The 24498-nt window shown below is 62.2% G+C and carries 23 protein-coding genes; 17 read left to right on the plus strand and 6 right to left on the minus strand.

Going from position 1 to position 24498, the window contains the following annotated elements:
• The first annotated feature begins 20 nt into the window (after positions 1-20).
• The gene (locus RM192_RS03510; protein ID WP_311506193.1) at positions 21-800 is read left to right on the plus strand and encodes a cyclase family protein; all 780 of its coding nucleotides are present in this window, start codon (positions 21-23) and stop codon (positions 798-800) included.
• On the opposite strand, the gene bioD is transcribed toward RM192_RS03510, so the two are convergent.
• From bioD to bioB, 3 genes are read right to left on the minus strand one after another with little or no spacing between them, the layout of a single operon-like run.
• Positions 797-1417, minus strand: coding sequence for a dethiobiotin synthase (bioD, locus tag RM192_RS03515; RefSeq protein WP_311506194.1), 621 nt, complete (start codon positions 1415-1417; stop codon positions 797-799). The two genes, RM192_RS03510 and bioD, sit on opposite strands and share 4 nt — an antisense overlap.
• On the minus strand, positions 1414-2562 hold the full coding sequence (locus RM192_RS03520; protein WP_311506195.1) for an 8-amino-7-oxononanoate synthase: 1149 nt from the start codon (positions 2560-2562) through the stop codon (positions 1414-1416). Before RM192_RS03520 ends, bioD begins: the two co-directional genes overlap by 4 nt.
• Complete coding sequence (gene bioB, locus RM192_RS03525) at positions 2562-3617, minus strand: biotin synthase BioB (protein ID WP_311508559.1); 1056 nt, start codon at positions 3615-3617, stop codon at positions 2562-2564. Before bioB ends, RM192_RS03520 begins: the two co-directional genes overlap by 1 nt.
• A gap of 271 nt (positions 3618-3888) precedes the next feature.
• Here bioB and RM192_RS03530 point away from each other — a divergent pair, with 271 nt between their 5' ends.
• The 6 genes from RM192_RS03530 to fdhD all read left to right on the plus strand — a co-directional run bounded on the left by RM192_RS03530 (position 3889) and on the right by fdhD (position 10344).
• Complete coding sequence (locus RM192_RS03530; RefSeq protein WP_311506196.1) at positions 3889-4302, plus strand: NAD(P)H-dependent oxidoreductase subunit E; 414 nt, start codon at positions 3889-3891, stop codon at positions 4300-4302.
• Positions 4299-5813, plus strand: a complete 1515-nt coding sequence (locus RM192_RS03535; RefSeq protein WP_311506197.1) for an NADH-ubiquinone oxidoreductase-F iron-sulfur binding region domain-containing protein — start codon at positions 4299-4301, stop codon at positions 5811-5813. The genes RM192_RS03530 and RM192_RS03535 overlap by 4 nt, the downstream gene beginning before the upstream one ends.
• Before the next feature lie 118 nt (positions 5814-5931).
• The gene (locus tag RM192_RS03540; RefSeq protein ID WP_311506198.1) at positions 5932-6156 is read left to right on the plus strand and encodes an NTP transferase domain-containing protein; all 225 of its coding nucleotides are present in this window, start codon (positions 5932-5934) and stop codon (positions 6154-6156) included.
• Between the two features lie 297 nt (positions 6157-6453).
• A complete protein-coding gene (gene fdhF, locus RM192_RS03545) occupies positions 6454-9306 on the plus strand; it encodes a formate dehydrogenase subunit alpha (RefSeq protein WP_311506199.1) in 2853 nt (950 codons plus the stop codon).
• Positions 9303-9569, plus strand: a complete 267-nt coding sequence (locus RM192_RS03550) for a formate dehydrogenase subunit delta (RefSeq protein WP_311506200.1) — start codon at positions 9303-9305, stop codon at positions 9567-9569. The genes fdhF and RM192_RS03550 overlap by 4 nt, the downstream gene beginning before the upstream one ends.
• Positions 9559-10344, plus strand: a complete 786-nt coding sequence (gene fdhD, locus RM192_RS03555; protein ID WP_311506201.1) for a formate dehydrogenase accessory sulfurtransferase FdhD — start codon at positions 9559-9561, stop codon at positions 10342-10344. Before RM192_RS03550 ends, fdhD begins: the two co-directional genes overlap by 11 nt.
• On the opposite strand, the gene RM192_RS03560 is transcribed toward fdhD, so the two are convergent.
• Positions 10298-10687 (minus strand): response regulator, encoded by a 390-nt coding sequence (locus tag RM192_RS03560; RefSeq protein WP_311506202.1) that lies wholly within the window; start codon positions 10685-10687, stop codon positions 10298-10300. The genes fdhD and RM192_RS03560 overlap by 47 nt on opposite strands.
• Positions 10688-10870: 183 nt before the next feature.
• Here RM192_RS03560 and RM192_RS03565 point away from each other — a divergent pair, with 183 nt between their 5' ends.
• The 10 genes from RM192_RS03565 (at position 10871) to RM192_RS03610 (ending at position 23143) form a co-directional block, all read left to right on the plus strand.
• Positions 10871-11611: a TonB family protein gene (locus RM192_RS03565; protein WP_311506203.1), complete on the plus strand. Its 741-nt coding sequence runs from the start codon at positions 10871-10873 to the stop codon at positions 11609-11611.
• A 261-nt stretch (positions 11612-11872) separates the two neighbouring features.
• Positions 11873-14194: a glycosyltransferase family 4 protein gene (locus RM192_RS03570; protein WP_409233818.1), complete on the plus strand. Its 2322-nt coding sequence runs from the start codon at positions 11873-11875 to the stop codon at positions 14192-14194.
• A 31-nt stretch (positions 14195-14225) separates the two neighbouring features.
• On the plus strand, positions 14226-15470 hold the full coding sequence (locus RM192_RS03575) for a glycoside hydrolase family 130 protein (RefSeq protein ID WP_311506205.1): 1245 nt from the start codon (positions 14226-14228) through the stop codon (positions 15468-15470).
• Between the two features lie 45 nt (positions 15471-15515).
• Positions 15516-16556 (plus strand): sugar phosphate nucleotidyltransferase, encoded by a 1041-nt coding sequence (locus tag RM192_RS03580; RefSeq protein ID WP_311506206.1) that lies wholly within the window; start codon positions 15516-15518, stop codon positions 16554-16556.
• Positions 16553-17356 carry a class I mannose-6-phosphate isomerase gene (locus RM192_RS03585; protein WP_311506207.1) on the plus strand — a complete coding sequence of 268 codons (804 nt, stop codon included), beginning with the start codon at positions 16553-16555 and terminating at the stop codon, positions 17354-17356. The genes RM192_RS03580 and RM192_RS03585 overlap by 4 nt, the downstream gene beginning before the upstream one ends.
• A gap of 266 nt (positions 17357-17622) precedes the next feature.
• A complete protein-coding gene (locus RM192_RS03590; protein ID WP_311506208.1) occupies positions 17623-18726 on the plus strand; it encodes a polysaccharide biosynthesis/export family protein in 1104 nt (367 codons plus the stop codon).
• A 31-nt stretch (positions 18727-18757) separates the two neighbouring features.
• Positions 18758-19864: a hypothetical protein gene (locus RM192_RS03595; RefSeq protein WP_311506209.1), complete on the plus strand. Its 1107-nt coding sequence runs from the start codon at positions 18758-18760 to the stop codon at positions 19862-19864.
• Between the two features lie 8 nt (positions 19865-19872).
• Positions 19873-20664 (plus strand): ABC transporter permease, encoded by a 792-nt coding sequence (locus RM192_RS03600; protein WP_311506210.1) that lies wholly within the window; start codon positions 19873-19875, stop codon positions 20662-20664.
• A complete protein-coding gene (locus RM192_RS03605) occupies positions 20661-21320 on the plus strand; it encodes an ABC transporter ATP-binding protein (protein WP_311506211.1) in 660 nt (219 codons plus the stop codon). Before RM192_RS03600 ends, RM192_RS03605 begins: the two co-directional genes overlap by 4 nt.
• On the plus strand, positions 21317-23143 hold the full coding sequence (locus RM192_RS03610) for a glycosyltransferase (protein ID WP_311506212.1): 1827 nt from the start codon (positions 21317-21319) through the stop codon (positions 23141-23143). Before RM192_RS03605 ends, RM192_RS03610 begins: the two co-directional genes overlap by 4 nt.
• Positions 23144-23152: 9 nt before the next feature.
• Here RM192_RS03610 and RM192_RS03615 read toward each other — a convergent pair whose 3' ends face one another.
• Together RM192_RS03615 and RM192_RS03620 are read right to left on the minus strand one after the other, a co-directional pair.
• Positions 23153-23830: a class I SAM-dependent methyltransferase gene (locus RM192_RS03615; protein ID WP_311506213.1), complete on the minus strand. Its 678-nt coding sequence runs from the start codon at positions 23828-23830 to the stop codon at positions 23153-23155.
• A gap of 33 nt (positions 23831-23863) precedes the next feature.
• On the minus strand, positions 23864-24490 hold the full coding sequence (locus RM192_RS03620) for an SIS domain-containing protein (RefSeq protein WP_311506214.1): 627 nt from the start codon (positions 24488-24490) through the stop codon (positions 23864-23866).
• Positions 24491-24498: the final 8 nt, after the last annotated feature.

Raw genomic sequence — 24498 nt, forward strand, 5'->3', positions numbered from 1 at the left:
GCGCATCATAAGGAAATGCCATGAGTCGCCGTTTCGTCGATCTTTCGATCTACCTCGAGAACGATGTCATCACCGACCCGCCGTTCTTGCGCCCGAAGATCGAGTACCAGAAGCATGGCGAAACCATGCCCGAACTGGGGTTCTTCTTCCCCGGCGTTACCCCGCAGGACACGCCCGATAGCGCTGGCTTTGCGGCCGTGGAAAACGTGACGCTGACCACGCACAACGGCACGCATCTGGACGCGCCGTGGCACTTCCATCCCACCATGAACGGTGGTGAACGTGCGATCACGATCGACGAGGTCCCGTTGGAATGGTGTTTTCAACCGGGCGTGAAGCTTGATTTCACCAAGTTTCCCGATGGTTACGTTGTCACTGCTCAGGATGTGGAAGACGAACTGAAGCGCATCGGCCACACACTGCAGCCGCTCGAGATCGTGCTGGTGAACACCGCGGCAGGCAAGGCGGTGGGCGATCCCAACTATGTCAGCATAGGCTGCGGCATGGGCTATGAAGCGACGATGTACCTCACATCGCGCGGCGTGCGCGTGACCGGCACCGATGCATGGAGTTGGGATGCGCCGTTTGTCCACACCGCCGAGAAGGTCAAGGAGACTGGCGATACCTCTCTGATATGGGAGGGCCACAAGGCCGGGCGCGACATCGGCTATTGTCACCTCGAAAAGTTGCACAATCTGGAAGTGCTGCCGCCAAGTGGCTTCACCGTCAGCTGCTTTCCGCACAAGATCAGAGGCGCATCGGCTGGCTGGACGCGTGCGGTGGCGATTTTCGAGGACTAGTTGAAATCGGCAATCCGGAAGCCTTGCGCGAATGCGACTTCAAGGCTTTGCGGAGTCAAATGGTCCAGCATCGGCAGGCGTCCCAGCCGTCTGACCTTGCCCATCGCTCCGATCGTGGCTTCGCTGTCCTCGTTGGCATCGCCGACGAAGGCCACGCCGTGGACGGCAATGCCGCGTGAACGGAGAACCTCGAAGGTCATCAGCGAGTGGTTGATCGTGCCAAGCGCTGTGCGCGCGACGACGATCACCGGCAGATTCCACCACGCGAAGACATCGGCATAAGTGGTGTCGCGAGTGACCGGGACGAGCGCACCGCCAGCCCCTTCGATCACGAGCGGGCGGATATCCGGCAGCGCGAGGCGTGCAAGGTCGACTTCCACGCCATCGATTTCCGCAGCGCGGTGCGGAGAGCAGGGTGTGTTGAAACGATAGGCCTCGGGCAGGATCTGCGCGGCGGTAACGCCTGACAAGTGGGCGACGTGATCGCGGTCTGCGCCGTCATCAAGCCCTGCTTGGATCGGCTTCCAGTAATGCGCCCGCAGCGCTCCGGTAAGCGCAGCAGAGAAGATCGTCTTGCCGATGCCGGTATCGGTGCCGGTCACTACGAATGCGCTCATTGCAACGCCTCGGCCAAGGTCGCTCCAAGTGAGTCGACGTCGTCGCGGCTGGCGTTGAGGGTGAGCGAAATGCGCAAGCGGCTGGTGCCTTGCGGAACCGTGGGCGGGCGAATGCCGCGCACGTCGAAGCCGGCCTTCTGCAGCCGGGCAGCTACTGTCATCGTCCGGGCATCGTCATGCAGGATCAGCGGCAGGATTTGCGAGCCGGTGGAAATTGCGCCGTGCCGCCCGAGCACGCGCTCGGCATGGCTGACCAGATCGTGCAAGGCGTCGCGGCGGTCGGGTTCGTCCGCCAGGATACGGATCGCCTCACGCACGGCGGCGGCGGCCAGTGGCGACGGTGCGGTCGAGAAAATGAACGGCCGTCCGCGGTTGACGAGGAAATCGCGCACAATACGCGGGCCGAGAACCAGAGCGCCTTCACAACCCAGTGCCTTGCCGCAAGTGCGCAAAACTATCGTATCCGGGCGCCCGTCGAGATCGGCGGCAAGCCCCCGCCCTTGCGCGCCGAACACGCCCGTTGCGTGCGCTTCGTCGATCAGCATCACTGCATCGTGGCGCTGTGCGACGGCGGCCATATCCGCCACCGGGGCCATGTCGCCGTCCATAGAATAGAGCGTTTCGAACGCCAGCCAGATGCGCCCGGAATTGCCCTTCGCTCGCCATTCATGGGCCGCATCGTCGAAGCTTTGCGGATCGTTGTGCGCGGCGCTTACCGCGGTGGCACGGGTGAGGCGCAAGCCTTCGTGCATCGAGGCGTGGACGAGCTCGTCATAGACGATCAGGTCGCCGCGCTGCGGCAAGGTGGAGAGCAGCGCGACATTGGCGGCGTAGCCGGCCGAGAAGAACAGCGCAGATTCACTGCCGAAGAACCGCGCGGCTTCCTCTTCCAGCAGCTCGTGTTCGGGATCGTTGCCGCGCAGCAGGCGCGAACCGCCCGAACCCAATGGAACGCCGCGCGCTATGGCCTCCTGCACTGCCGCCGCAAGGCGCGGCGAGGAAGACATCGCGAGGTAATCGTTGGATGCGAAATCGATTCCCCGGCGCGGACTGAGCGAGCGTAGTCGCGCCTTTTCGCCCAATGCGGCAAGATCGGCGACATGCGCCGACCAGATCGAGCCTGTGCGGGTATCTGCGGGAGCCATCAGGCCGCGCAGCCTCCCGAGCAGCCTCCGACAGCAGCTTTCATGGCGCGCAGCGGTTCCTCGCCTTCCATCGGCTTCAGGCCAAGGCGTGCGAACATGGCGGCATCGGCATCGTCGCCTGCGTTGGCGGCGGTCAGCAACTTGTCGCCGGTGAAGATCGAGTTTGCGCCCGCCATAAAGCACAGCGATTGCGTCGCCTCGCTCATCGATTCACGGCCAGCCGAAAGGCGGACCATCGATAGCGGCATGGTGATGCGCGCGACCGCCACGGTGCGGACGAACTCGATGTCGTCGATCTTGGCCAGCGGCGTATCTGCCAGCATATTGCCGAGCACAGTGCCCTTTACCGGGACCAGCGCGTTGACTGGCACGCTTTCAGGGTGCTGTTCGAGCGTGGCCAGCGCGTGGACGAAGCCGACGCGGTCCGCGCGGGTCTCACCCATGCCGACGATGCCGCCCGAGCAGACGTTGATCCCTGCGGCGCGCACGTTGTCGAGCGTCTGCAAGCGGTCCGCGAAGGTGCGCGTGGTGATGACTTCCTCATAGCGCTCGGGCGAGGTGTCGATGTTGTGGTTGTAGTAATCGAGTCCAGCCTCGGCGAGTTGTGCGGCTTGTCCCGGCGTGAGCATGCCCAGCGTCATGCAGGTTTCCATGCCCATCTCGCGCACGCCCTTGATCATGGCGATCACGGCAGGCATGTCGCGCTCCTTGGGGTTGCGCCAGGCGGCGCCCATGCAGAAGCGCTTCGAGCCATTGTCCTTGGCCTGCGCTGCCGATTGCAGCACCTTCTGCACTTCCATCAGCTTGGTGGCTTCCACGCCGCTGTCGGCCTTGACCGACTGCGAGCAGTAGCCGCAATCCTCGGGACAGCCGCCTGTCTTGATCGAGAGCAGCGTGCACAGCTGCACTTCGCCTGCGCGGTGATGAGCGCGATGAACCTCTGCAGCGCGGAAGACCAGTTCAGTGAACGGCAGGTCGAACAGCGCGGCGATTTCTTCGCGCGTCCAGTCGGTGCGGACGCCAGCGGTGGCGGTCGTTTCTCGCGGCTGGAGCATGGTATCTTGCACGGCGGGAGTCCTTCGGAATCTGTGTTGCAGGTGCCCTTAGCCCAATTTGGATTGTCTTGCGCGGGTGAATTCGCAAAGCTGCAAAGCGGAACTTTGCATTTCACCTGATGCAATGGTCGCGCCATTGCCAGCGGGCAATGCTATGTTGCGGCGGGGGCACTGGCCAATGCCTGCCCGTTGGGTAATGACGGTAGTGCAAGGCAAGCTCGCCCATTTGTATGTGTTGCTTACAAATAAACATCGAGGTATTCTGCGCGGCATGGAGAGGTTAGAACAGATCATCGCGTCCCACGCCGGGCGGGAAGGGCCACTGCTGCCAATCCTGCACGATGTGCAGGCGGAATGGGGCCATGTTTCGGAAGATGCGATCCGCGCGATTGCGAGTGCGCTGAATCTCAGCCGCGCCGATGTGCACGGGGTCGTCAGTTTTTATCACGACTTCCATGAAGCGCCCGAGCCGCATGCCGTGGTCAAGCTGTGCCGCGCCGAGGCGTGCCAGGCGCGCGGAGTCGAAGCCTTGGTCGCCGCTCTTCCCGATTATCCGCGTGTAAAGGTTGAGGCGATCTACTGCCTCGGGCTGTGCAGTGTAGGGCCGAATGCGATGATCGGTAGCAAGGTCCACGCCCGCCTTGATGCGGGTAAACTGGGCGCGCTGATGGAGACGCTGGCATGACAGTCGTGCGGATCAGTGACGATGCGCTGGCGATTGCTTGCGGTGCCGACGACGTGGCCGATGCCTTTGCCAAGGCGGGTTGCTCGGTCGAGCGTGTCTCTTCGTGGGGGATGCAGTGGCTCGAGCCGCTGGCCGAGATCGACGGCATGGGCTTCGGCCCGCTTGAGGCTTCGGACATAGCAAGGGTGCTGGATGGCACTTCGGCCAAGGCGATCGGGCGGATCGAGGAGCATCCGTTCATCGCGAAGCAGCAGCGCTTCACCTTTGCGCGCGCGGGCAAGACGCGCCCTCTGAGCCTTGACGACTATGCCGTGAATGGCGGTTGGCAGGGATTGGCCAAGGCGCGCGAGATCGGCGGGCAGGCGACCATCGCGCAAGTCACCGAATCGGGCCTGCGTGGACGCGGTGGCGCGGGCTTCCCGGCGGGGATCAAGTGGACGACCGTAGCCAATGCGCTGGCCGACCAGAAATACATCGTCTGCAATGCCGACGAGGGTGATAGCGCGACCTTTGCCGACCGCATGGTGATGGAGGGCGATCCCTTCATGCTGATCGAGGGCATGGCGATTGCCGGCCTCGCGGTGGGGGCGAGCAAGGGTTACGTCTATATCCGCAGCGAATATCCGCACGCCATCGCCAAGATGGAAGCGGCGGTGCGCGCCTCGGCGCATATCGTCACGCCTTTCGTGGCCGAAGTGCGCGTGGGTGCGGGCGCCTATGTCTGTGGCGAGGAAACCTCACTGCTCAACAGTCTTGAAGGCAAGCGCGGCGAAGTGCGCGCAAAGCCGCCGCTGCCAGCGCTGGAAGGCCTGTTCGGCAAGCCGACCGTGGTCAACAACGTGCTGACGCTGGCGGCGGTTCCGTGGATCATGGCCAATGGCGCGGCGGCTTACGCAGCGGTTGGGTTCGGGCGCTCTAAGGGCACGATGCCGATCCAGCTTGCGGGTAACGTAAAGCATGGCGGACTGTTCGAGATCGGCTTCGGCGTGACGCTGGGCGAACTGGTGATGACCATCGGAGGGGGTACGGAATCGGGGCGTCCGGTCCGCGCGGTGCAAGTCGGCGGGCCGCTTGGGGCCTATCATCCGCCTGCCGAGTTCCATCTGCCATTCGATTATGAGGCTTTCGCCGCCAACGACGGGTTGATCGGCCACGCCGGGCTGACTGTGTTCGATGACACTGCCGACATGAGCGCGCAGGCGCGGTTCGCGATGAACTTCTGCGCCGTGGAATCTTGCGGCAAGTGCACGCCTTGCCGCATCGGCAGCACGCGCGGCGTAGAACTGATCGACCGCATCCGTGCGCGTTCCGGCCGCGCGGCGGACAAGGTCGAGACGCTCCCGCAGATGCATAACGCGAGGAGGGCACCGCGCTCGCTCGGCGACGAGATCGCGCTGCTTGAGGACTTGTGCGAGACGATGAAGTTCGGTTCGCTCTGCGCGCTCGGCGGGTTCACGCCTTATCCGGTGCTGTCTGCGCTACGGCATTGGCCCGAGGACTTTGGGGCATGAGGGCGCGCGCGTGCTTCGACAGGCTTAGCACGAACGAGTGTTTTAGCGATCCTGCATCCCGAAATCCGTTCATCCTGAGCCTGTCGAAGGATGCACGCAAACACCGGACCAGCGCGCGATGATCCTCGGAGCGGTCCTTGCCGGTGGCCTGTCCACCCGCTTCGGCAGCGATAAGGCGCTGGCCGAATTGGGCGGGGAAACGCTTCTCGCGTTATCGGTGAAGGCGTTGGAAGCGCATTCGGACGCCGTTGTGATCGTTGGCCGAAACAAAGGCCCCGCTTGCTGCATCCCGGATTGGCCGTCTCCAAATTCCGGTCCGTTGGGGGGGTTGCTGGCGCCCTGAACTATGCATTGGAAAATGGGTACGATTCAGTTTTGACGTGTGGAGTCGATTCCATCGGACTTCCAGATGCGCTGCTTTTGTTGCTTTCACCCGCGCCGCGATTCCTGGAATCCCAACCGGTCATAGGGCACTGGCCTGCAAAAGCTGCGGGCGCTCTGGAAGAGTTGCTGTTCAGTTCTCGCAAACATTCGGTTCGGGCCTTTGCCGAGATGATAGGGGCAAAGCCCGTGAAATCGGCCACCTTACCTGCTAATATCAATACACCGGCAGACCTCGAGTCTGCGGAGAGGCGATCCCATGGGCTATGAACGTCAGGCAGATTTTGGTACTCCGGAGGTCCATTCGGACACAGAGGTGACCTGCTTCATCGACGGGCGCGAAGTTAGCGTGCCAGCAGGCACCACGGTCATGCGCGCTGCCGCGCTGACCGGCGGTTCGATCCCCAAGCTCTGTGCGACTGACAATCTCAAGCAGTTCGGATCGTGCCGTCTGTGCCTGGTCGAGATCGACGGGATGCGCGGGACGCCAGCATCGTGCACGACGCCAGTGGCGCAGGGTATGCAGGTCCACACCCAGACGCCCAAGCTTGAAAAGCTGCGGCGCGGGGTGATGGAGCTGTATATCTCCGATCACCCGCTCGATTGCCTGACCTGCAGCGCCAACAACGATTGCGAGCTTCAGGATCAGGCCGCCGCCGTGGGCCTTCGCGATGTGCGGTTCGGCTATACCGGCGAGAACCATCTCGATCAGGCGACTGACACCTCGAACCCCTATTTCGATTTCGACCCCTCCAAGTGCATCGTCTGTTCGCGCTGTGTGCGCGCTTGCGACGAAGTGCAGGGCACTTTCGCGCTGACCATCGACGGGCGCGGGTTCGGCAGCAAGGTCTCGGCGGGGCTGACCTCTGACAGCTTCCTGTCGTCCGAATGCGTATCGTGCGGCGCCTGCGTGCAGGCCTGCCCGACCGCGACGCTTCAGGAAAAAGCGGTCAAGGCAATCGGCAAGCCCGAGCGCTCCGTCATCACCACATGCGCCTATTGCGGCGTCGGCTGCACCTTCCGCGCGGAGATGCGCGGCGAGCAGGTGGTGCGGATGGTGCCGTGGAAGGATGGCAAGGCCAATCGCGGGCATTCCTGCGTCAAGGGCCGCTTCGCCTGGGGCTATGCCCAGCATCAGGAGCGCATCCTTTCGCCGATGATCCGCGAGACCATCGACCAGCCCTGGCGCGAAGTGAACTGGGAAGAGGCGCTGACGTATGCCGCCACGCGGATCAACCACATCCGCGATACCTATGGCCGCAATGCGCTGGGCGGGATCACGTCGAGCCGCTGCACCAATGAAGAGACGTTCCTTGTCCAGAAGCTGATCCGGGCGGGGTTTGGCACGAACAACGTCGATACCTGCGCGCGAGTGTGTCATTCCCCCACCGGCTACGGCTTGAAGACGACGTTCGGCACCTCTGCGGGCACACAGGACTTCGACAGTGTCGAGGACAGCGACGTGATGCTGGTGATCGGCGCGAACCCGACCGATGGGCACCCCGTCTTCGCCAGCCGGATGAAGCGCCGCCTGCGCCAGGGGGCCAAGCTGATCGTGATCGATCCGCGACGGACAGATCTCGTGCGCTCACCCCATATCGAGGCGGATTTCCACCTGCCGCTGCGGCCCGGCACCAACGTGGCAGTGCTGACCGCGCTGGCGCACGTTATCGTGACCGAAAGCCTCGCCGACGAGGCCTTCATTCGCGAGCGGTGCGACTGGGACGAATACCAACACTGGGCCGAGTTCGTTTCGCAGGAGCGCAACAGCCCCGAGTTCCTCAGCCCCGTGACTGGCGTGGATGCCGAAACGGTTCGCGGCGCGGCGCGGCTCTATGCCACGGGCGGCAATGGCGCGATCTACTATGGTCTTGGCGTGACCGAGCATAGCCAAGGTTCGTCCACGGTCATGGCGATTGCCAACCTTGCGATGGCGACCGGTAATATCGGCCGTCGCGGCGTGGGCGTGAATCCCTTGCGCGGTCAGAACAACGTGCAGGGCGCATGCGATATGGGGTCGTTCCCGCACGAGCTTTCCGGCTACCGCCACGTATCGGACGCTGCCACGCGCGAACTGTTTGAAGCCGAATGGGGCGTGCCCATCGATCCCGAACCGGGCTTGCGTATCCCCAACATGCTCGATGCAGCCACCGACGGGACGTTCAAGGCGATCTATATCCAGGGCGAGGACATTCTCCAGTCCGATCCCGATACCAAGCATGTAGCGGCCGGCCTTGCCGCGATGGAATGCGTGATCGTCCACGACCTGTTCCTGAACGAAACTGCCAATTACGCACACGTGTTCCTGCCGGGATCGACGTTCCTCGAAAAGAACGGCACCTTCACCAATGCCGAACGCCGCATCCAGCCGGTGCGAAAGGTGATGGAGCCTCTCAATGGCTACGAGGACTGGCAGGTCACGCAGGAACTGGCCCGTGCGATCGGGCTGGACTGGAACTACACGCACCCGTCCGAAATCATGGACGAAATCGCACGCCTGACTCCGACATTCACAGGCGTGAACTACGCCCGGCTCGATGCCGAAGGGTCGCTGCAATGGCCGGTCAACGACAAGGCTCCCGATGGCAGCCCGATCATGCACATCGACGGCTTCGTGCGCGGGCGCGGCAAGTTCGTGGTGACCGACTACGTGCCGACCGATGAGCGCACAGGACCACGCTTCCCGCTGCTTCTGACCACGGGGCGCATCCTCAGCCAGTACAACGTCGGCGCGCAGACCCGGCGCACGGCCAACACCGTGTGGCATCCTGAGGACGTGCTGGAAATGCACCCGACCGATGCCGAAAACCGAGGCGTCAAGACCGGCGACTGGGTCAAACTGGCCAGCCGCTCTGGCGAGACGACCCTGCGCGTGACGGTGACCGACCGCGTAGCTCCCGGCGTGGTCTATACCACCTTCCACCACCCGGCGACGCAGGCCAACGTCGTCACCACCGACTATTCCGACTGGGCCACGAACTGCCCAGAATACAAGGTGACCGCCGTGCAGATCACCCCATCCAACGGCCCGTCCGATTGGCAGGAAGACTACGAGGCGCAGGCAACCCGCTCACGCCGCATTGCAGGCACTGCCATGGAGCCGGCCGAATGAGCGCGCAGACGGCGGAAAAGCTCGCCTACATGGTCAACCAGATCGCGCGGAACATGGCGCTCGACGATCATCCGGTGGCATCGGTTGCGGACCATGTGACCGCGTTCTGGACGCCGGTGATGATCGACATGCTGCTGGCGCAGGACAGTGCAAGTCTTGATCCGGTTGCCGCCGATGCGCTGAAGCGGATTGCCGAGGGGCGGATACCTGCGCCGCAGAACAGTGCGACCGATCCCGCAGTGCACGGCTCCGATGCCGGTTGAGGGCGCAACGCCCTATACATTCACCGAGCATTACGCCGACGGAGAAACGCCGCGCCGTATCGAGCGAGCGCTGATCGAAGAGGCGCCGGTTGCGATAGAGATCAACGGCCTTGGCTATGCCGTGATGATGGCGACGCCTGCCGATCTTGAAGACTACGCGCTGGGTTTCTGCCTGTCCGAAAAGCTGATCGCGTCACCAGCCGAATTCATTTCCGCCGATGCGGCGGAAGTAGAGTCGGGCGGCTGGATGCTCCGCGTGCAACTGGCGGCTTCGGGTGCTGGACCACTTCTGGAACGCGCGCGGTTGCGACTGGCCGAGGGCAGTTGCGGGTTGTGCGGCATCGAGAGCCTCGAGCAAGTGATGCGCCCGCTGACACCGGTTTCAGCGCGACTTGATATCGCGCCGCAAGCCATGTTTCGCGCGGCTGAAGCCCTGGGTGAAATGCAGGTGCTGGGCCGCGTCACGCGCGCTGCTCATGCGGCTGCACTGTGCCAAGCCGACGGCACAATCGTGCTGGTGCGCGAGGATGTCGGACGGCACAATGCCTTGGACAAATTGCTGGGGGCGGCGGCACATGCCGCACTTGCCATCAGCAAGCATTTCATCGTTCTGACCGCACGGTGCAGCTTTGAACTGGTGCAGAAGGCGGTGATCGCCGATTGCCCGCTGCTGGTCACGATCTCCGCTGCCTCGACCCTCGCGGTCGATCAGGCGCGGGCGCATGGCCTCAGGCTGGTGAGCCTTGCGCGGAAGGACAGTCTGCTCGAGGCCTGACCATGGCCATGGTCTCCAGAGCGCGGGTGAGGGCGTCCATCGACACCGGCTTGGTCAATAATGGGGCGTCTGGCGCGCCGCTGCCGGGTTCAAGCGTGCTGTGACCGCTGAGATAACAGAACGGGATGCCCAGGCGTTCGAGGCGCTGCGCCACATCGACCGAGGTATCAGCGCCGCCGAGCGAAAAATCGAGCAGGGCACAGTCCACGATGCCCATATCGAGCAGCGTATGTGCCTGGTCCACCGTGGCTGCCGCACCAACTGGTTCATGGCCAAGATCGATCAGGCATTCTTCCAGCAACATCGCCAGAAGTGGTTCGTCCTCAACAAGCAGGACACGCATCGGACACCCTTCGACTGGCACTGACGCCGACGATCGGCGATGACGCAATGCCACAGGCAATCACCCTATCGCATTTTCGGACCGTGAGGCAGGCTATGATCCCGCGCACAGGGCATTTGGTCGCAAATCGGATGTGAATTAGCCGCAACAACTTGCCGATTTGAGGTTTAAGACGGCGCTACGATGAATGATTCGTCTTCTTCCACTCGGTATTCTGAAGGTGCTGCCGCCGCCCCGCGCGACCGTCTGGCAGCGACCGGCTTTGCTGTTGTGCTGCATCTGGCGGTCCTGTGGGTCGTCATTCATGGCTTCGGTGGAGTCCCGGCGCTGAGCGTGCTGGCGGAAGAGAGCCGTACGACGCAGACGTTCGACGTGCCCCTCGATCCGCCCAAACCCGCGCCAAGCCCGACAACCCCCGATCGTGCCGGTGCGTCGGGTGAAGAGGGTCGCAAGGCGACCGCGAAGGCCACTATCGCCAAGGCCCGCGTTCCGTCGCGCAAAGTGCCTGCACCGCCGGTTGCCTCGACCGGCAATGACACACGCTCGGGCGCATCTGCGCAAGGCACGGGCACCGGCGGCGGCGGCGAAGGCATGGGGACCGGCAGCGGCGCGAGCGGTAATGGCTCCGGAGGCGGTCTGGCGCGCAAAGCCGAGAAGATTTCCGGCGATATCCGTGCGACGAAGGACTATCCGGCGAAGGGGCGCGACGAGCGCATTGGAAAACGCGTGGTCATTCTGCTGACGGTCGGAACCGATGGCAGGCCCACGGATTGCAAGGTCTGGCGTTCGAGCGGGGTTCCGGAAGCTGACGCCATTACCTGCAAGCTTGCCTCCGACCGCTTCCGGTTCAGGCCCGCCATCAATGCCGATGGCGCCCCCATTGAAGCAACATATGGCTGGGAGCAGCGCTGGTTTGCGCCTTGAATTGTGCGGCGCACAACATCCTGATACAATTCAGTCCCTTGTAAACCGGTGAAATGAGGCCACTTTGCGATGAGTGGCGATATTTTTGCCGTCTTTCTGCTGCGTCGCAATGCAACCGTATGGCGAGCAGTGCGTTGGTTCATCGACGGTACAGGTGCCGCACCTCGCGCGGCCCTCCAGCATTCGGAACCCATCGCCATGAAGCCTAGCAACGATGACACCTTCGTGACCGGTGCCCTGCCAGGATCGGTCCTGCCTTTTATGCGCGGCGCACATGCAGCCCCGCGCCATCGCATCGCGTTGATCGGTGGATTTGCGCCGCGAAAGTGCGGGATCGCCACGTTTACGACCGACATCTATGAGCAGATCACAGCCCATCACAGTGATGTTGCGGTGGACCTTCACGTGATCGACGATCCAAAGTCGCCGCTGGACTATCCGGGCGTCCGCGGGGTTATCGCCGCCGACGAACCGGAGGACTACCGGGCAGCGGCACGGCGCATCAACGAAGATGGCGTCGACGCAGTCTGGCTTCAGCATGAATACGGGATTTTTGGCGGTGAGGCCGGAGACATGGTCCTCGACCTTGTCGACCGCGTCGCCGCGCCGCTGATCGTGACGCTGCACACCGTGCTGGCGGACCCGTCGCCCAGGCAGCGCGCGGTGCTGGAACACCTGCTGCGCCGTGCATCGCGGGTGATGGTCATGTCGCGTCATTCGATGAGCCTGCTGCAGGACATCTACCACGTTGCGCCCGAGCGGATCGCGGTTATCCCGCATGGCGCGCCTGATCGCCCCTTTGGCCGTAACGAGGAGCAGAAGCAGCACCTCGGCCTTGGGGGACGCCGGGTGATGATGACCTTCGGCCTGCTTGGTCCGGGCAAGGGACTGGAAACGGTAATCGAGGCGTTGCCCGCGATCGTCGAGCATCACCCCGACGTGATCTACCGCATCGTCGGCGCGACTCATCCCAACCTCGTCGCCAGCGAAGGTGAGCGTTATCGTGATGGCCTAATGGAACTGGCGGACAAGCTGGGCGTTGGCAACAACGTGCAGTGGGACAACCGCTTCCTTGATACCGAGGAACTGCTCGACCAACTCGAGGCATGCGATATTTATCTGACGCCCTATCCCAACATGCAGCAATCCACATCGGGGACGCTGAGCTACGCTGTGGCACTGGGCAAGGCGGTCGTTTCGACGCCCTACGTCCATGCCCGCGAATTGCTGGCCGACGGCGTTGGTGTACTGGTCGAACCGCGTCAGGCGGACGTCATCGCCGAAGCGGTCAACGGCCTTCTCGACGCTCCGCACGAGCTTCTCGCTGTTCAGCGCCGCGCCTGGGAAAAGGGCCGCGAGACGATCTGGCCAAGCTTCGCCGGTGCCGCGCGTGAACTCGTAGAAAGCGTGATCGTGCAGCCGGTGCGCGCTGCGCCATTGCTTGCTGTTCCGGGCTTTTCAGGCGTTGCCGCGATGAGCGATTCCACCGGAATGTTCCAGCATTCGATCCTGACCATTCCCGATCGTCGCCACGGCTATTGCCTTGACGACAATGTCCGCGCCCTGATGCTGATGGGTGTTGCGGACTCCGTGCCGCTGGTCGAGCGCCAGCGCTGGGCCACCGTCTATGCTTCGTTCATCCAGCACGCCTGGAACCCGGACAAGCAGGCATTCCGCAATTTCATGAGCTTCGAGCGCACATGGTGCGAGGATATCGGATCACAGGACAGCAACGGTCGCGCCGTCTGGGCGCTGGGCCATGCCATGCGCCATGCGCCGGACGAAGGTCTGCGGCACTGGGCGGCGCAGTGGTTCGATATCGCTCTGGCGCCGGTAATGGCGATGGATTCCCCGCGCACCGTGGCATTCGCCATGCTCGGTTGCATCGGTGCGCTGCATTCAGACCCCGGTCATATCGAGGCACGCCGCTGCCTCGAGCGCGGCGGCGCCCTGCTCGACAGTCTGCTGGCGGCATCGCGCAGGCCTGATTGGGCATGGTTCGAAGCGGTGCTGGGGTACGATAACCCCCGCCTCTCGCAGGCGCTGATTGAAGCTGGAACGATGCTGGGCCGTGAGGACTGGCAGGAAAGCGGCCTTTCGAGCCTACGGTTCATCTGCGGCCAGCAGGTTTCCGCGCAGGGACACTTCCGGCCGGTCGGGTCGGACACTTTTGGCCGGGCTTACGAAAACCTGCCGTTCGATCAGCAACCGGTCGAAGCCTGGGCGGCGATCGATGCGGCGTCGGCGGCTTATGCTGCTACGGGCGATCTCGACTGGTTGCGCCATGCCGAAACCGCTTATCGATGGTTCCTCGGCGGCAACGACCGCGGCGAGGTTCTGGCCGATATCGCAACGGGCCGCTGCCGCGACGGCGTGACTCCGCAAGGCGTGAACCTGAACTGCGGGGCGGAATCGATCCTCGCCTTCCAGCTGGCGCACTATGCCATGTGTAGCCTCGCCAACCGGAAAAGTTCCAAGCGTCATCAAGGTGCATTGTTGCTGGGAGACGCGGTTCCCGGCCGAATCGCAAACGCCGCCGACCATATCAACAGTAAGGGCAGTCAAAAGCTTGCGGGTGCTTGAGCAAAGACTTCACGCCGATCCTTCGCGGGTTGTGCTCCGACCATTCCACCTCGGCTGGCAGGGACCGGGCGGGCAGGGTGCGCGCGCCGGCAAGCTTGTTGCCGACGTCGTCGCGCTGAGCGAAAGCGAGGCAGACGAGGAATATACCCGCGTGCTGCACGATTTCGAGGAGCGGCACTGGCAGACCGAGCAGCTGTTCGCCGAACGCTATGCCGAGATCGAGACGATGCTCGGGCTGGACGGCTCCACTCTGACTGCCAAGCGCAAGCGACTGATCGGGGCGTACTTCTGTCACGAATATACTTACGCTGCAGCCGCCTTGATGAATCCGAGCATCGTCCCGCATCCCGACCAGACCGGCATGACGGGCGGAGCAGTGCGCTTCGTGATGAGCCTGCGCGCCGTCGGCGAAGGCCACATCAGTTCGATCGTCTTCCGCGAGGGCATTGCCATGCCCGACGGGACATTCGAACTGTGGCCGCAAAGTCATTTTGCAACGGCCATGCAGGCCAACGACAGTCTGGCGACGATGCGTGAGGATGGTGCGGTGAGCGTGCACCGTCACGCCGAGAGCACCCTGTCCAACAGCGTGATCTTCCCGATTACCGAGCAGCAGCGCGGCGGTCTGGAGGATTTGCGTCTGGTGCGGTTCGATCATGGCGGTAGCGAGTTCGAATGGGTCGGCACCTATACCGCCTATTCTGGCGCATCGATCCGTTCGGAACTGCTCCGCACCCCCGATTTCCGACAGTTCGTGCTTGAGCCTATCGAGGGCAAGGCGGGACGGAACAAGGGTATGGCGCTGTTCCCCCAGAAGGTCGGCGGACAATATTGCATGGTAGGTCGGCAGGACGGCAAAAACCTCTATCTGCTACGGTCGGACCGGCTCGATTGCTGGGATGATGACGGCGTGCTGCTGATGGAGCCTGAATTCCCGTGGGAATTCGTGCAGATCGGCAATTGCGGCAGTCCGATTCTGACCGACCACGGCTGGCTGCTGTTCACACATGGCGTCGGCGCAATGCGCAAATATGCGCTAGGTTGCGCATTGCTGGACCGGGACGACCCATCCAAGGTCATCGCAAGATCGGCAAAGCCCATCCTCACGGCTATCGATGCAGACCGCTTCGGCTATGTGCCGAACGTGGTCTACACTTGCGGGGCGCTGATGGTGGGGGAACAACTGCTCGTTCCTTACGGAATCTCGGACAGCGCTGTGGGTTTTGCAACTACATCCGTTTCCGAGTTGCTGGCAATGATGGGCGAAATCCCCTAGGAGCGGTCTTCCGGGCGCGCGGTTCAACTCTGGTCCAGGTAGCAAATGACTGAAACAGTTCCTGTTGTTCTGTGCGGGGGAAATGGAACCCGCCTGTGGCCTCGTTCACGCAAGCAGAAGCCCAAGCCGTTCCTCCCGCTTGTTGGAGATAGCACCCTGTTCGCCGCGACCGTGCTTCGGTGCGAACGGGAGGCAGGCTTCGGTCATCCGGTCATCGTCACCGGCGCCGCCCATCTCGAACACGTCGAAGACCAGATCCCTGACCGGGCAAACACGCGCATCATCGTCGAGCCACAGGGGCGGAACACCGCCGCAGCCATCGCTTTGGCCGCGCTTACATTGCCCGAAGATGCCGTCATGCTGGTCTGCCCGAGCGATCATCACATCGGCGATTGCGACGCTTTTCGCGCCGCTGCGCACGAGGCGGCCAGCCTGGCTTCGGCAGGGTGGCTGGTATCATTCGGCATCGCGCCCACCGCGCCCGAAACCGGTTTCGGCTATCTCAAACAGGGCGAACCCATCGCCGGCACCGGCGGACGCAGAGTCGAAAAGTTCGTCGAAAAGCCGGACCTTGCGCGCGCGATGGAGTTTCTCTCCAGCGGCCAATACGCCTGGAACGGAGGGATCTTCGCCTTTCGCGTCGGAACGTTCCTGGAAGAGCTCGGCCGCTATCGTCCAGACATCCTCAGTACTGTGCGCGAAGCAGTGGAAAAGGGTGTGGCCGATGGCATGCGCTTCCTGCCCGACGCCGAAGCGTTTGCCCGCGTGCCGAGCGAATCGGTCGATTATGCGGTCATGGAAAACACCGAGCGTGCGGCCATGATCCCGGCGGTCATGGCGTGGTCCGACATCGGCAACTGGCAGGCCCTGCACGAGGCGCTGGAATGCGACGAAGCGGGCAATGCTGTGCGCGGAAACGCGGAACTGAGGGACTGCTCGAACGTCATGGTCATGAGCGACGGCCCCCGGGTCTCGGTGGTCGGCGCCTCGAACCTGGTGATCGTTGTTGACGGGGACGAGGTGCTGGTCTGCACGCCCGACGGTGCGCAGGCGGTCGGCAAACTGACCGGAGCAGCCAATCAGTGACATTGTTGACCAAGCGAATGGTCGAAAAGCCTTGGGGCAAGGATACGCTGCCCATGCCGTTCGTTGCGCCGCTCGGCCAGCGCATCGGCGAAGTGTGGTTCGAGTCGCCGCCTGAGCTTTCGTCTATTCTGGTCAAGTACATCTTCACCAGCGAAAAGCTGTCGGTGCAGGTCCACCCGAGCGACGCGCAAGCCGCTGCCCTCGGCGAAAAGGATCGCGGCAAGGAAGAGTGCTGGCTGGTCATCGCCGCTGAGCCGGGCGCGACTCTCGGGATCGGGTTCAAGCAGCCGGTTGACGCCGAAGCGATGCGCCGTGCGGCGCTCGACGGCACGATCGAGGACCTGATGGTCTGGCATCCAGTGGCGCCCGGAGACTTCTTCTATATTCCGGCAGGCACGGTCCACGCAATCGGTGCCGGGGTCAGCCTGATCGAGATCCAGCAGAACAGCGACATCACCTACCGGCTATACGACTACGGCAGACCGCGCGAACTGCACCTGGACAAGGGTATCGCCGTCGCGCGGGGGGAAGCATACGCCAACGGCTTGCACAACCCGGTGCATGACGATGGGACGGCGACGTTGGCCGACGGGCCGTTCTTTGCCGTTGCACGCATTATCGGCCTGCCTGAGTGGGATAGCCTGACTTACCCGGGTGGTAACCTGCTCGTGATCCCCCTTCGCGGGACAATAAACCAGGCTGACACGGCTCTGGAACCGGGCGACTGTTATGCCTTGTCCGACATCCATGCATTGGAGTTTGGAGCCGACAGTGCTTCTCTGTTGGTGTGGCAAGCCTGAAAGCGCCGCCCCGCGCACGCGGCGTTCAGCGTAGTTTCATCAGGCACGACTAGGGCCGTGACATGTTGGGCGCCGTTCGCGCAGTGCGGCTCGGCAGCCATTGCTTGCCGCCGGCTCTGCGTCTATGCACCGACAAAGTTTGCGGTTCGCCCCCTGTGGGTAGCCAGATTGTTTTCGATTTCAGATGGATAAAGAATTTGCAGCGCGCCATTTCAAGGCACTTGTTGGTCATTTCTGCAGCATTTGGCGTTTCGTCGTGCGGTCTGGTGTCCACCGCAGGCCCTTCTGCCGGTGACGTTGTCCACGCGACTTCGTCCAATCTGGATCAGTCGCAGATTTCCGTCATCGATGTGTCAAACGAGCTGGCCCAGCGGCTGATCGAGAGCGGCAGAACGGCCGGTTTCTTCGAAGTGCTCGGTGAAGGCAGGCCGGTAGGCACGGTTGTCGGCCGTGGCGATGCTCTTGACGTTTCGATCTGGGAGGCGCCGCCCGCTGCATTGTTTGGTTCAGGTGGCGGGGATGCACGCATCTCGTCATCGGGTTCAACGGCTCGCGGCACGTCATTGCCCGAACAGATCGTGGATCAGGATGGCACTGTTCAGATCCCGTTTGTCGGCAGCGTTATGGCTGCTGGACGGACGCCCAAGCAGATCGAGCAGTTCATCATTTCGCGCCTTATGGGCAAGGCAAACCAGCCGCAGGTGCTGGTGCGGATTTCGCAAAATACCAATCGTACCGTCACTGTCGTGGGTGAAGTGGCCAACAGCGCGCGTGTTCCGCTCGGGCCGAGAGGCGAGCGCTTGCTGGATGTCCTGGCGACGGTTGGCGGTACGCGCCAGCCCGTTCTCAAGACCACTATACAGGTCGCGCGAGATGCGACGGTCGTCGACATGCCGCTCGAGGCCGTGATCCGGGACCCGAAGCAGAACATCAGGCTACAGGCAGGCGATGTCGTCACCGCGATGTTCCAGTCCTACAGCTTCACTGCACTGGGTGCGACAGGCCGTAACGAGGAGGTTCCTTTCGAGGCTACGGGGCTGACCCTGGCGCAGGCGCTTGGGCGCTCTGCCGGGCTGCAGGATAGCAGGGCCGATGCCAAGGGCGTCTTCATCTTCAGGTTCGAACCTGCATCCGCGCTTGCAGGTCAGTCTGGAATCGCGCTGAATCCCTTGCCTGATGGCACGGTCCCCGTGATCTACCGGGTCAACCTGCGTGACCCGCGCAGCCTGTTCATCGCTCAGAATTTCCCGATGCGAAACAAGGACGTACTCTACGTTTCGAACGCACCGATTGCGGACATCCAGAAATTCGTGAACGTCATATATTCGACGATCCTGCCGCTTGCGACTGCAGCGACGGTTGTCCCCTGAAGTCGCTATTGCAGGCGTAGTAGGAAATCCCATGAAGAAGTTGCTTGCCAGGTTTCGTCTCGCGGACCGGCTTTTCCTTGCGGTTGTAGTTCTCCCTACGATCCTTGCCGTGCTCTACTATGGCCTGCTGTCATCCGACGTCTACGTTTCGGAATCCCGTTTCATCGTTCGCAGTCCGGAAAAGCCGCAGATGTCGGGCGTTGGACTGCTGCTCAAGGGGGCCGGGTTTTCCAACGCCGGTGACGAGATTTTCGCAGCACAGAGCTACGTAAACTCCCGCGACGCGCTCAAGGTGCTGGATACCGGAGGCGTATACCGCAAGGCTTATACGCTCCCCTCGATCTCGATTTTTGATCGTTACAACTCTTTCGGTCTTTCAGGCTCGTTCGAGGAACTTTACGCTTACTATCAGGGTAAGGTTCATACCGAGCACGATACCACTTCGTCGATTACCACGCTTTCCGTGAAGGCTTACACGCCGGAGGACGCGCAGCGGTTCAACCGCCAGTTGCTCGCCATGTCCGAAGCGCTGGTTAACCGGCTCAATGACCGGGCGCGTAGCGACCTGATCCAGACGTCCCGTGCTGAAGTCGATGCGGCGAAAGTGCGATCCGAAAAGGCCTCGCTGGCGCTTTCTCGCTTCCGTAACCGTGAGGGCGTGATCGATCCGGAAAAGCAGGCGACCATCCAGTTTCAGATGATCTCGAAGCTTCAGGATGAGATGATCGCAACGCGCGCGCAGCTTGCCCAGTTGCGCTCGGTCGCGCCGCGCAATCCACAGATTATCGTGCTGGAGGCGCAGGCGCGCAGCCTGAAGGGCGATATCGACGAAGAGCTGCGCAAAGTTGCAGGCGGATCGGCTTCACTGTCTTCGGTCGCGGCGGAATACCAGCGCCTGCAGCTTGAAAACCAGTTTGCCGACCGCCAGTTGGCTTCGGCCATGGCTTCTCTTCAGGACGCGGAGAATGAGGCGCGGCGCAAGCAGGCCTATGTCGAGCGCATTGCGCAGCCCAGCCTGCCCGACTTCGCGATCGAGCCACGCCGCATGCGCGGCATTATCTCGACCCTCCTGTTCGCGCTGATTGCGTGGGGCGTGTTGTCGATGATGCTGGCCGGTGTGCGAGAGCACCAGCAGTGACGGAAAAGATGGCCAGCGGGAATGATCTCGCAGTCGGGCTGATGGTGCAGAGACGAGTCGTCTCGGCATTGCTCCTGCGCGAGATCATCACGCGGTATGGTCGTCACAACATCGGCTTCCTGTGGCTTTTCGTCGAGCCTATGCTGTTCACGCTGGCGGTGACACTGCTATGGGTCGGGCTGAAGCTAAACCATGTCAGCACGCTGCCGATCACTGCTTTCGCGGTTACCGGATATTCGAGCATCCTGCTCTGGCGCAACATGCCCGGGCGCCTGATCGGATCGGTGGGGCCCAACCTTGCCCTGATGTATCACCGGCAAGTCAAGATCATCGATATCTTCATTTCGCGGCTGCTGCTCGAATTCATGGGCGCGACGATTTCGTTCATCGCGCTCACGGTGGTTTTCACCACATTCGGATGGATGACCTGGCCGGAAGATCTGCTCAAGGTTACACTAGGCTGGCTGATGCTGACGTGGTTTGGCTGCGGCCTCGCAATCTTGCTTGGAGCCTTGGCCGAAGAGCATGAAATCATCGAGAAGTTGTGGCACCCGTTTGCCTATATCATCATGCCACTTTCGGGCGCTGGCTTTATCGTGGATTCGCTGCCCAAGGTCGGGCAGGAATGGATTCTCTACCTGCCGATGATCAATGCGGTCGAATATCTGCGCGAAGGCTATTTCGGCTCAGCCATGGTCGCCCATTACGACATGGGCTACATGGCGGTGGCCAATCTGGCATTGACTGCGCTCGGCCTCGCCAAGACCCGCGTCGTGAGCCAGAAGGTGGTGCCAGAGTGATCCGGCTGATCGACCTTTGCAAAAGCTACCCGACCTCGCAGGGTCCGCACGAAGTTTTCCGCAACATCAATCTGGTCGTGGCGCCGGGCGAAAAGGTCGGTATTCTCGGGCGGAATGGTGCGGGCAAGTCGACCATGATCCGCCTGCTCAGCGGCGCGGAGCAACCCACATCGGGGCACGTCGAACGCACCATGTCGGTGTCGTGGCCGCTTGCCTTCGGCGGTGCGTTTCAGAGCACGCTGACCGGGCTCGACAATCTGCGTTTCATCTGCCGGATCTACGGCATACCCTGGCGCGACAAGATCGACTACGTGCAGGAGTTCTCCGAACTCGGAGCCTATCTGCGTGAGCCTTTGCGGATATATTCATCGGGAATGCGCGCGCGTCTGGCATTTGCGCTGTCGATGGTCATCGAGTTCGACTGTTTTTTGATCGATGAAGTGGTGGCGGTGGGCGATGCCCGCTTTCATGAAAAGTGCCACATCGAATTATTCGAGAAGCGCGCTGATCGCTCCCTGATCATCGTCTCGCACGACGCTAACTATGTCCGCGAGCATTGCTCCAAGTTGTGCGTGTTGTCCGAGGGCAACCTCTCGGTTTTCTCGGACCCTGACGAAGCGTTTGAGTTCCACCATCAGGCCATCCACCTGCGGTGACGCACGTACGCCGTCTCGCAGGGGCGGTGATTGCGCTGCCGGCGGCGGTGGTCCGGTTGCTGCGAGCGGCATGGTCGCTTGAGCCTGCGGACTGGTCCGCGTTTGCAGACCAGCTTGTCGTTGTGCTCGCGCCGTTCGAAGGGGTGCGCAGCGGGCAATTGGCGCTGGCGAAAGTCCTGAAATCGGCGCGCCGGTCGGCTGAAGCAGTAGATGTATGCCGTCGTTCACTTGTGCGGTGGCCGGATCATCCCGCAACACTGCTCGAGCTTGGTCGCAGCCTGCGGCAATCGGGTGACAGGGCTGCTGCGATCACAGCATTGCAGGAAGCGGTGCGGCACGGCTCGCTGCCAGCCATACGCGAACTTCGCCGCTATGGTGCCCGCAGCGCTTTGCCGGTGCGAGAGCCCGGCATCTATGCCCGGACGGACTATCACGCATTTGCGACAGAAAACCCGGTGCCACCTCCACCGGCATGCACGCCCTCTGCGCTTTTCAGGATAACGCTGGAAAATGCGTCGTGCGCGCGCTCGGCCGGGGCGCTGACCGAGCAGACATACCCTGCCTGGCACCTGACGGGAACGGCGGTCCCGGAACTCGCCGCCGGTCTTTTCTGTTATGACCTTTTCGTTCCCGGCGGGGCGGTTCTGGACCGCGAGTGTCTTGCCTGGCTCGCATGGGCCATCAGTCAGACGGGTGGTGGCACGATCAGCGCCGATCACGATCACTTCGAGTCTGGAACTGGGCAGCGCCTCCAGCCCATGTTTCTCCCTGCTCCCGACTTCCTCTGGCCGGAAAGCGAAGCCCGTCTCGTTGCGGTGGCGGCTACAGGTGCGCGGGCCGGAGCCTGCTCCGCACATATCCCGCTTGTCCTGATGTCCCTGCCCGCAACTACTGGAGCATCGTCGGCGCAGCTACAGCCTGATGCCGATCCGCAAGCCCTGTCGGTCATCATTCCCACGCGCGACAATCCGGCATTGCTGAAAGTCGCCATCGATACGTTATTGGCAACGGCTCACAGGCGCGACCTGGTCGAGATCGTGGTGGTCGACAACGGCAGCCGCCAGCCTGAAACCCTTGTTCTATTTGATGCGCTCGCCGCGCAGCGGAACGTGCGCATCGTTTCGTTCAACGAGCCGTTCAACTGGTCTCGCGCGAGCAATGTCGGCGCAGAAGCGGCAAGCGGACAGTCATTGCTGTTCCTCAATGACGACACTGCCATGTTGACTAAAGACTGGGACCGCCTCCTTGCCGGATTGTTGGATAATCCAGCGGTTGGCGTGGTCGGTGCGCGGATGGTTTATCCTGACGGCACGATCCAGCATGGCGGTTTTGTGTTCGGCATGGACAACGGGCCGCAACACGAAGGGCGCTGGATGGCTGGCATCGACGAAGGTCCGGCGCAGCGCTGGACCGCTACGCGGCAAGCAGTTGCGGTAACGGGCGCGTTCTTCGCCGTGCGCAGGTCGGATTTTGTTACCTTGGGCGGGTTTGATGAAGACATGTTCCGCATCGATTTTGCGGACGTCGATTTTTGCATGCGTAGTCGGGCCGCAGGCAGGGCCGTTGCCTATTGCGGCGCGATCACGCTCGTCCACCATGAATCGGTATCACGCGGGCTCAATCTCGGACGCCGCAAGCGTCGACGCATGGCGCAGGAATGGCAGCGCTTTAAGGTGCGGTGGGGAGACAAAGCTATGCTCGATCCGGGGCACCACCCTATTTGGTCACGCACCGGGGCGCCCTATGACGGCATGGTCGTGCCTGATGGTGATGTACAAATCAGCGTTCATCGCGCAGGGGCGAGCGCAAGCTGGAAGGTTTGATGTTGCCGTTTACTGTTGCGGTTTGCGCGCGAGAATAGCGAGGCCGCAGGGATTGAGCCAGAACGGAGGCTCAAGAAAGACAGCGGAATATTCCGGCTTTTCGGCGACGAAATCTAGCAAGGCCTGGCGCACGCCACCTCGGTTTTCGGTGCAGATGTCGCCGGAATGCGGCGTGCTGACATCGTCCAGCAGTACCAGCCCATTTTCTGAAAGCAGACGGTCGCAGATGCGGATGTCTTTCATGGCATGTGAGTAGCTGTGGTTGGCGTCGAGAAAGATGAGATCGGCGGAGTTACCGATCAAGTCGGGCAGACCGGGATCGGTCGAGAACATCTGAAGAGGGACGGAAATGCCTTCCAGTCCAGCCTCGATGAGGAACGCGCTCAGCACCTCGAAGTAATGTTCCTGAGGTTCGAGATGGAACGAACGGCCAAAGCCGTTGGCCTTGAGCGCCGATCCGATGACGACCGAGGCCGAGCCGATATGGCAACCCACTTCAAGCACGGTCTGCGGCCGGGTTCCGAGAATGAGCGCGTGCAGCAGGTTGCGCGTGCCCCAGGCGGATTCGCCTGACAGAAGCGGGTGATCCTGCATCTTCTGGAGCAGCCCGGGCTTCAGCAGACCGGCACCGTCGAACGACGGCAGGACTTCCCAGCCTCGCTCGGGGAAGTCTGCTGGGTTGACCATATTTAACTGCTCCAGGTAACGGCCCTCTGGCCTTCAGAATTTCAGTGTGCCCAGCTTTTCGGGGTTATCCAGATGGCTGTGCCGAGTGTACTGGGCGAGGATGTGCATCAGAGACTGGTGAAGATCCTCGACCACGCCATAGTTCTGGCAATCGACATGCAGGCTGACGTCCGCAAGCGAACGTGACGGCATTCCTGCAAATCCCGACATCGCAATTGTCCGAATGCCCATCGAGCGCGCAAGTTCCAGTGTGCGAACGATGTTGGGCGATGCGCCCGACGAACTGATTGCGATCAGCAGGTCGCCAGCTTCGCCCAGCGATTCAAGCTGGAATGAGAACATTTCCTCGCTGCCGATGTCATTGACGATGGCGGTGATCAATTCGACCGTGGTTGAGAGGCTGTGGACCTTGGGGCGCAACGCCGTGTCGGTACGAATGCCCTTCAGGCAATCGCACACGAGATGGTTGGCAATGGCCGCCGATCCGCCATTGCCGCAAGAGAAAATACGATGCCCGGCCTTGGTCGTCTCGGCCATGAGTTCGCCAGCGGCAGTGATCGCGCCCGGATCGATCGTGGCGGCGGCAGCGGCCATCAGCGCGAAGTATTCACCGGCATAGTTGCCGGCTCCTTCGATCAGGCGGTCAGGAAAATAGGTCACTCGGATGC

Source organism: Novosphingobium sp. MMS21-SN21R, assembly GCF_031846015.1.
In the GTDB taxonomy this organism is placed as follows: domain Bacteria; phylum Pseudomonadota; class Alphaproteobacteria; order Sphingomonadales; family Sphingomonadaceae; genus Novosphingobium.

Bases quoted from the DNA above. Each gene is read 5' to 3' on its own strand.
- RM192_RS03510 (WP_311506193.1), top strand. From the start codon at position 21: ATGAGTCGCCGTTTCGTCGATCTTTCGATCTACCTCGAGAACGATGTC.
- bioD (WP_311506194.1), bottom strand. From the start codon at position 1,417: ATGAGCGCATTCGTAGTGACCGGCACCGATACCGGCATCGGCAAGACG.
- RM192_RS03520 (WP_311506195.1), bottom strand. From the start codon at position 2,562: ATGGCTCCCGCAGATACCCGCACAGGCTCGATCTGGTCGGCGCATGTC.
- bioB (WP_311508559.1), bottom strand. From the start codon at position 3,617: ATGCTCCAGCCGCGAGAAACGACCGCCACCGCTGGCGTCCGCACCGAC.
- RM192_RS03530 (WP_311506196.1), top strand. From the start codon at position 3,889: ATGGAGAGGTTAGAACAGATCATCGCGTCCCACGCCGGGCGGGAAGGG.
- RM192_RS03535 (WP_311506197.1), top strand. From the start codon at position 4,299: ATGACAGTCGTGCGGATCAGTGACGATGCGCTGGCGATTGCTTGCGGT.
- RM192_RS03540 (WP_311506198.1), top strand. From the start codon at position 5,932: ATGATCCTCGGAGCGGTCCTTGCCGGTGGCCTGTCCACCCGCTTCGGC.
- fdhF (WP_311506199.1), top strand. From the start codon at position 6,454: ATGGGCTATGAACGTCAGGCAGATTTTGGTACTCCGGAGGTCCATTCG.
- RM192_RS03550 (WP_311506200.1), top strand. From the start codon at position 9,303: ATGAGCGCGCAGACGGCGGAAAAGCTCGCCTACATGGTCAACCAGATC.
- fdhD (WP_311506201.1), top strand. From the start codon at position 9,559: ATGCCGGTTGAGGGCGCAACGCCCTATACATTCACCGAGCATTACGCC.
- RM192_RS03560 (WP_311506202.1), bottom strand. From the start codon at position 10,687: ATGCGTGTCCTGCTTGTTGAGGACGAACCACTTCTGGCGATGTTGCTG.
- RM192_RS03565 (WP_311506203.1), top strand. From the start codon at position 10,871: ATGAATGATTCGTCTTCTTCCACTCGGTATTCTGAAGGTGCTGCCGCC.
- RM192_RS03570 (WP_409233818.1), top strand. From the start codon at position 11,873: ATGCGCGGCGCACATGCAGCCCCGCGCCATCGCATCGCGTTGATCGGT.
- RM192_RS03580 (WP_311506206.1), top strand. From the start codon at position 15,516: ATGACTGAAACAGTTCCTGTTGTTCTGTGCGGGGGAAATGGAACCCGC.
- RM192_RS03595 (WP_311506209.1), top strand. From the start codon at position 18,758: ATGAAGAAGTTGCTTGCCAGGTTTCGTCTCGCGGACCGGCTTTTCCTT.
- RM192_RS03600 (WP_311506210.1), top strand. From the start codon at position 19,873: ATGGCCAGCGGGAATGATCTCGCAGTCGGGCTGATGGTGCAGAGACGA.
- RM192_RS03615 (WP_311506213.1), bottom strand. From the start codon at position 23,830: ATGGTCAACCCAGCAGACTTCCCCGAGCGAGGCTGGGAAGTCCTGCCG.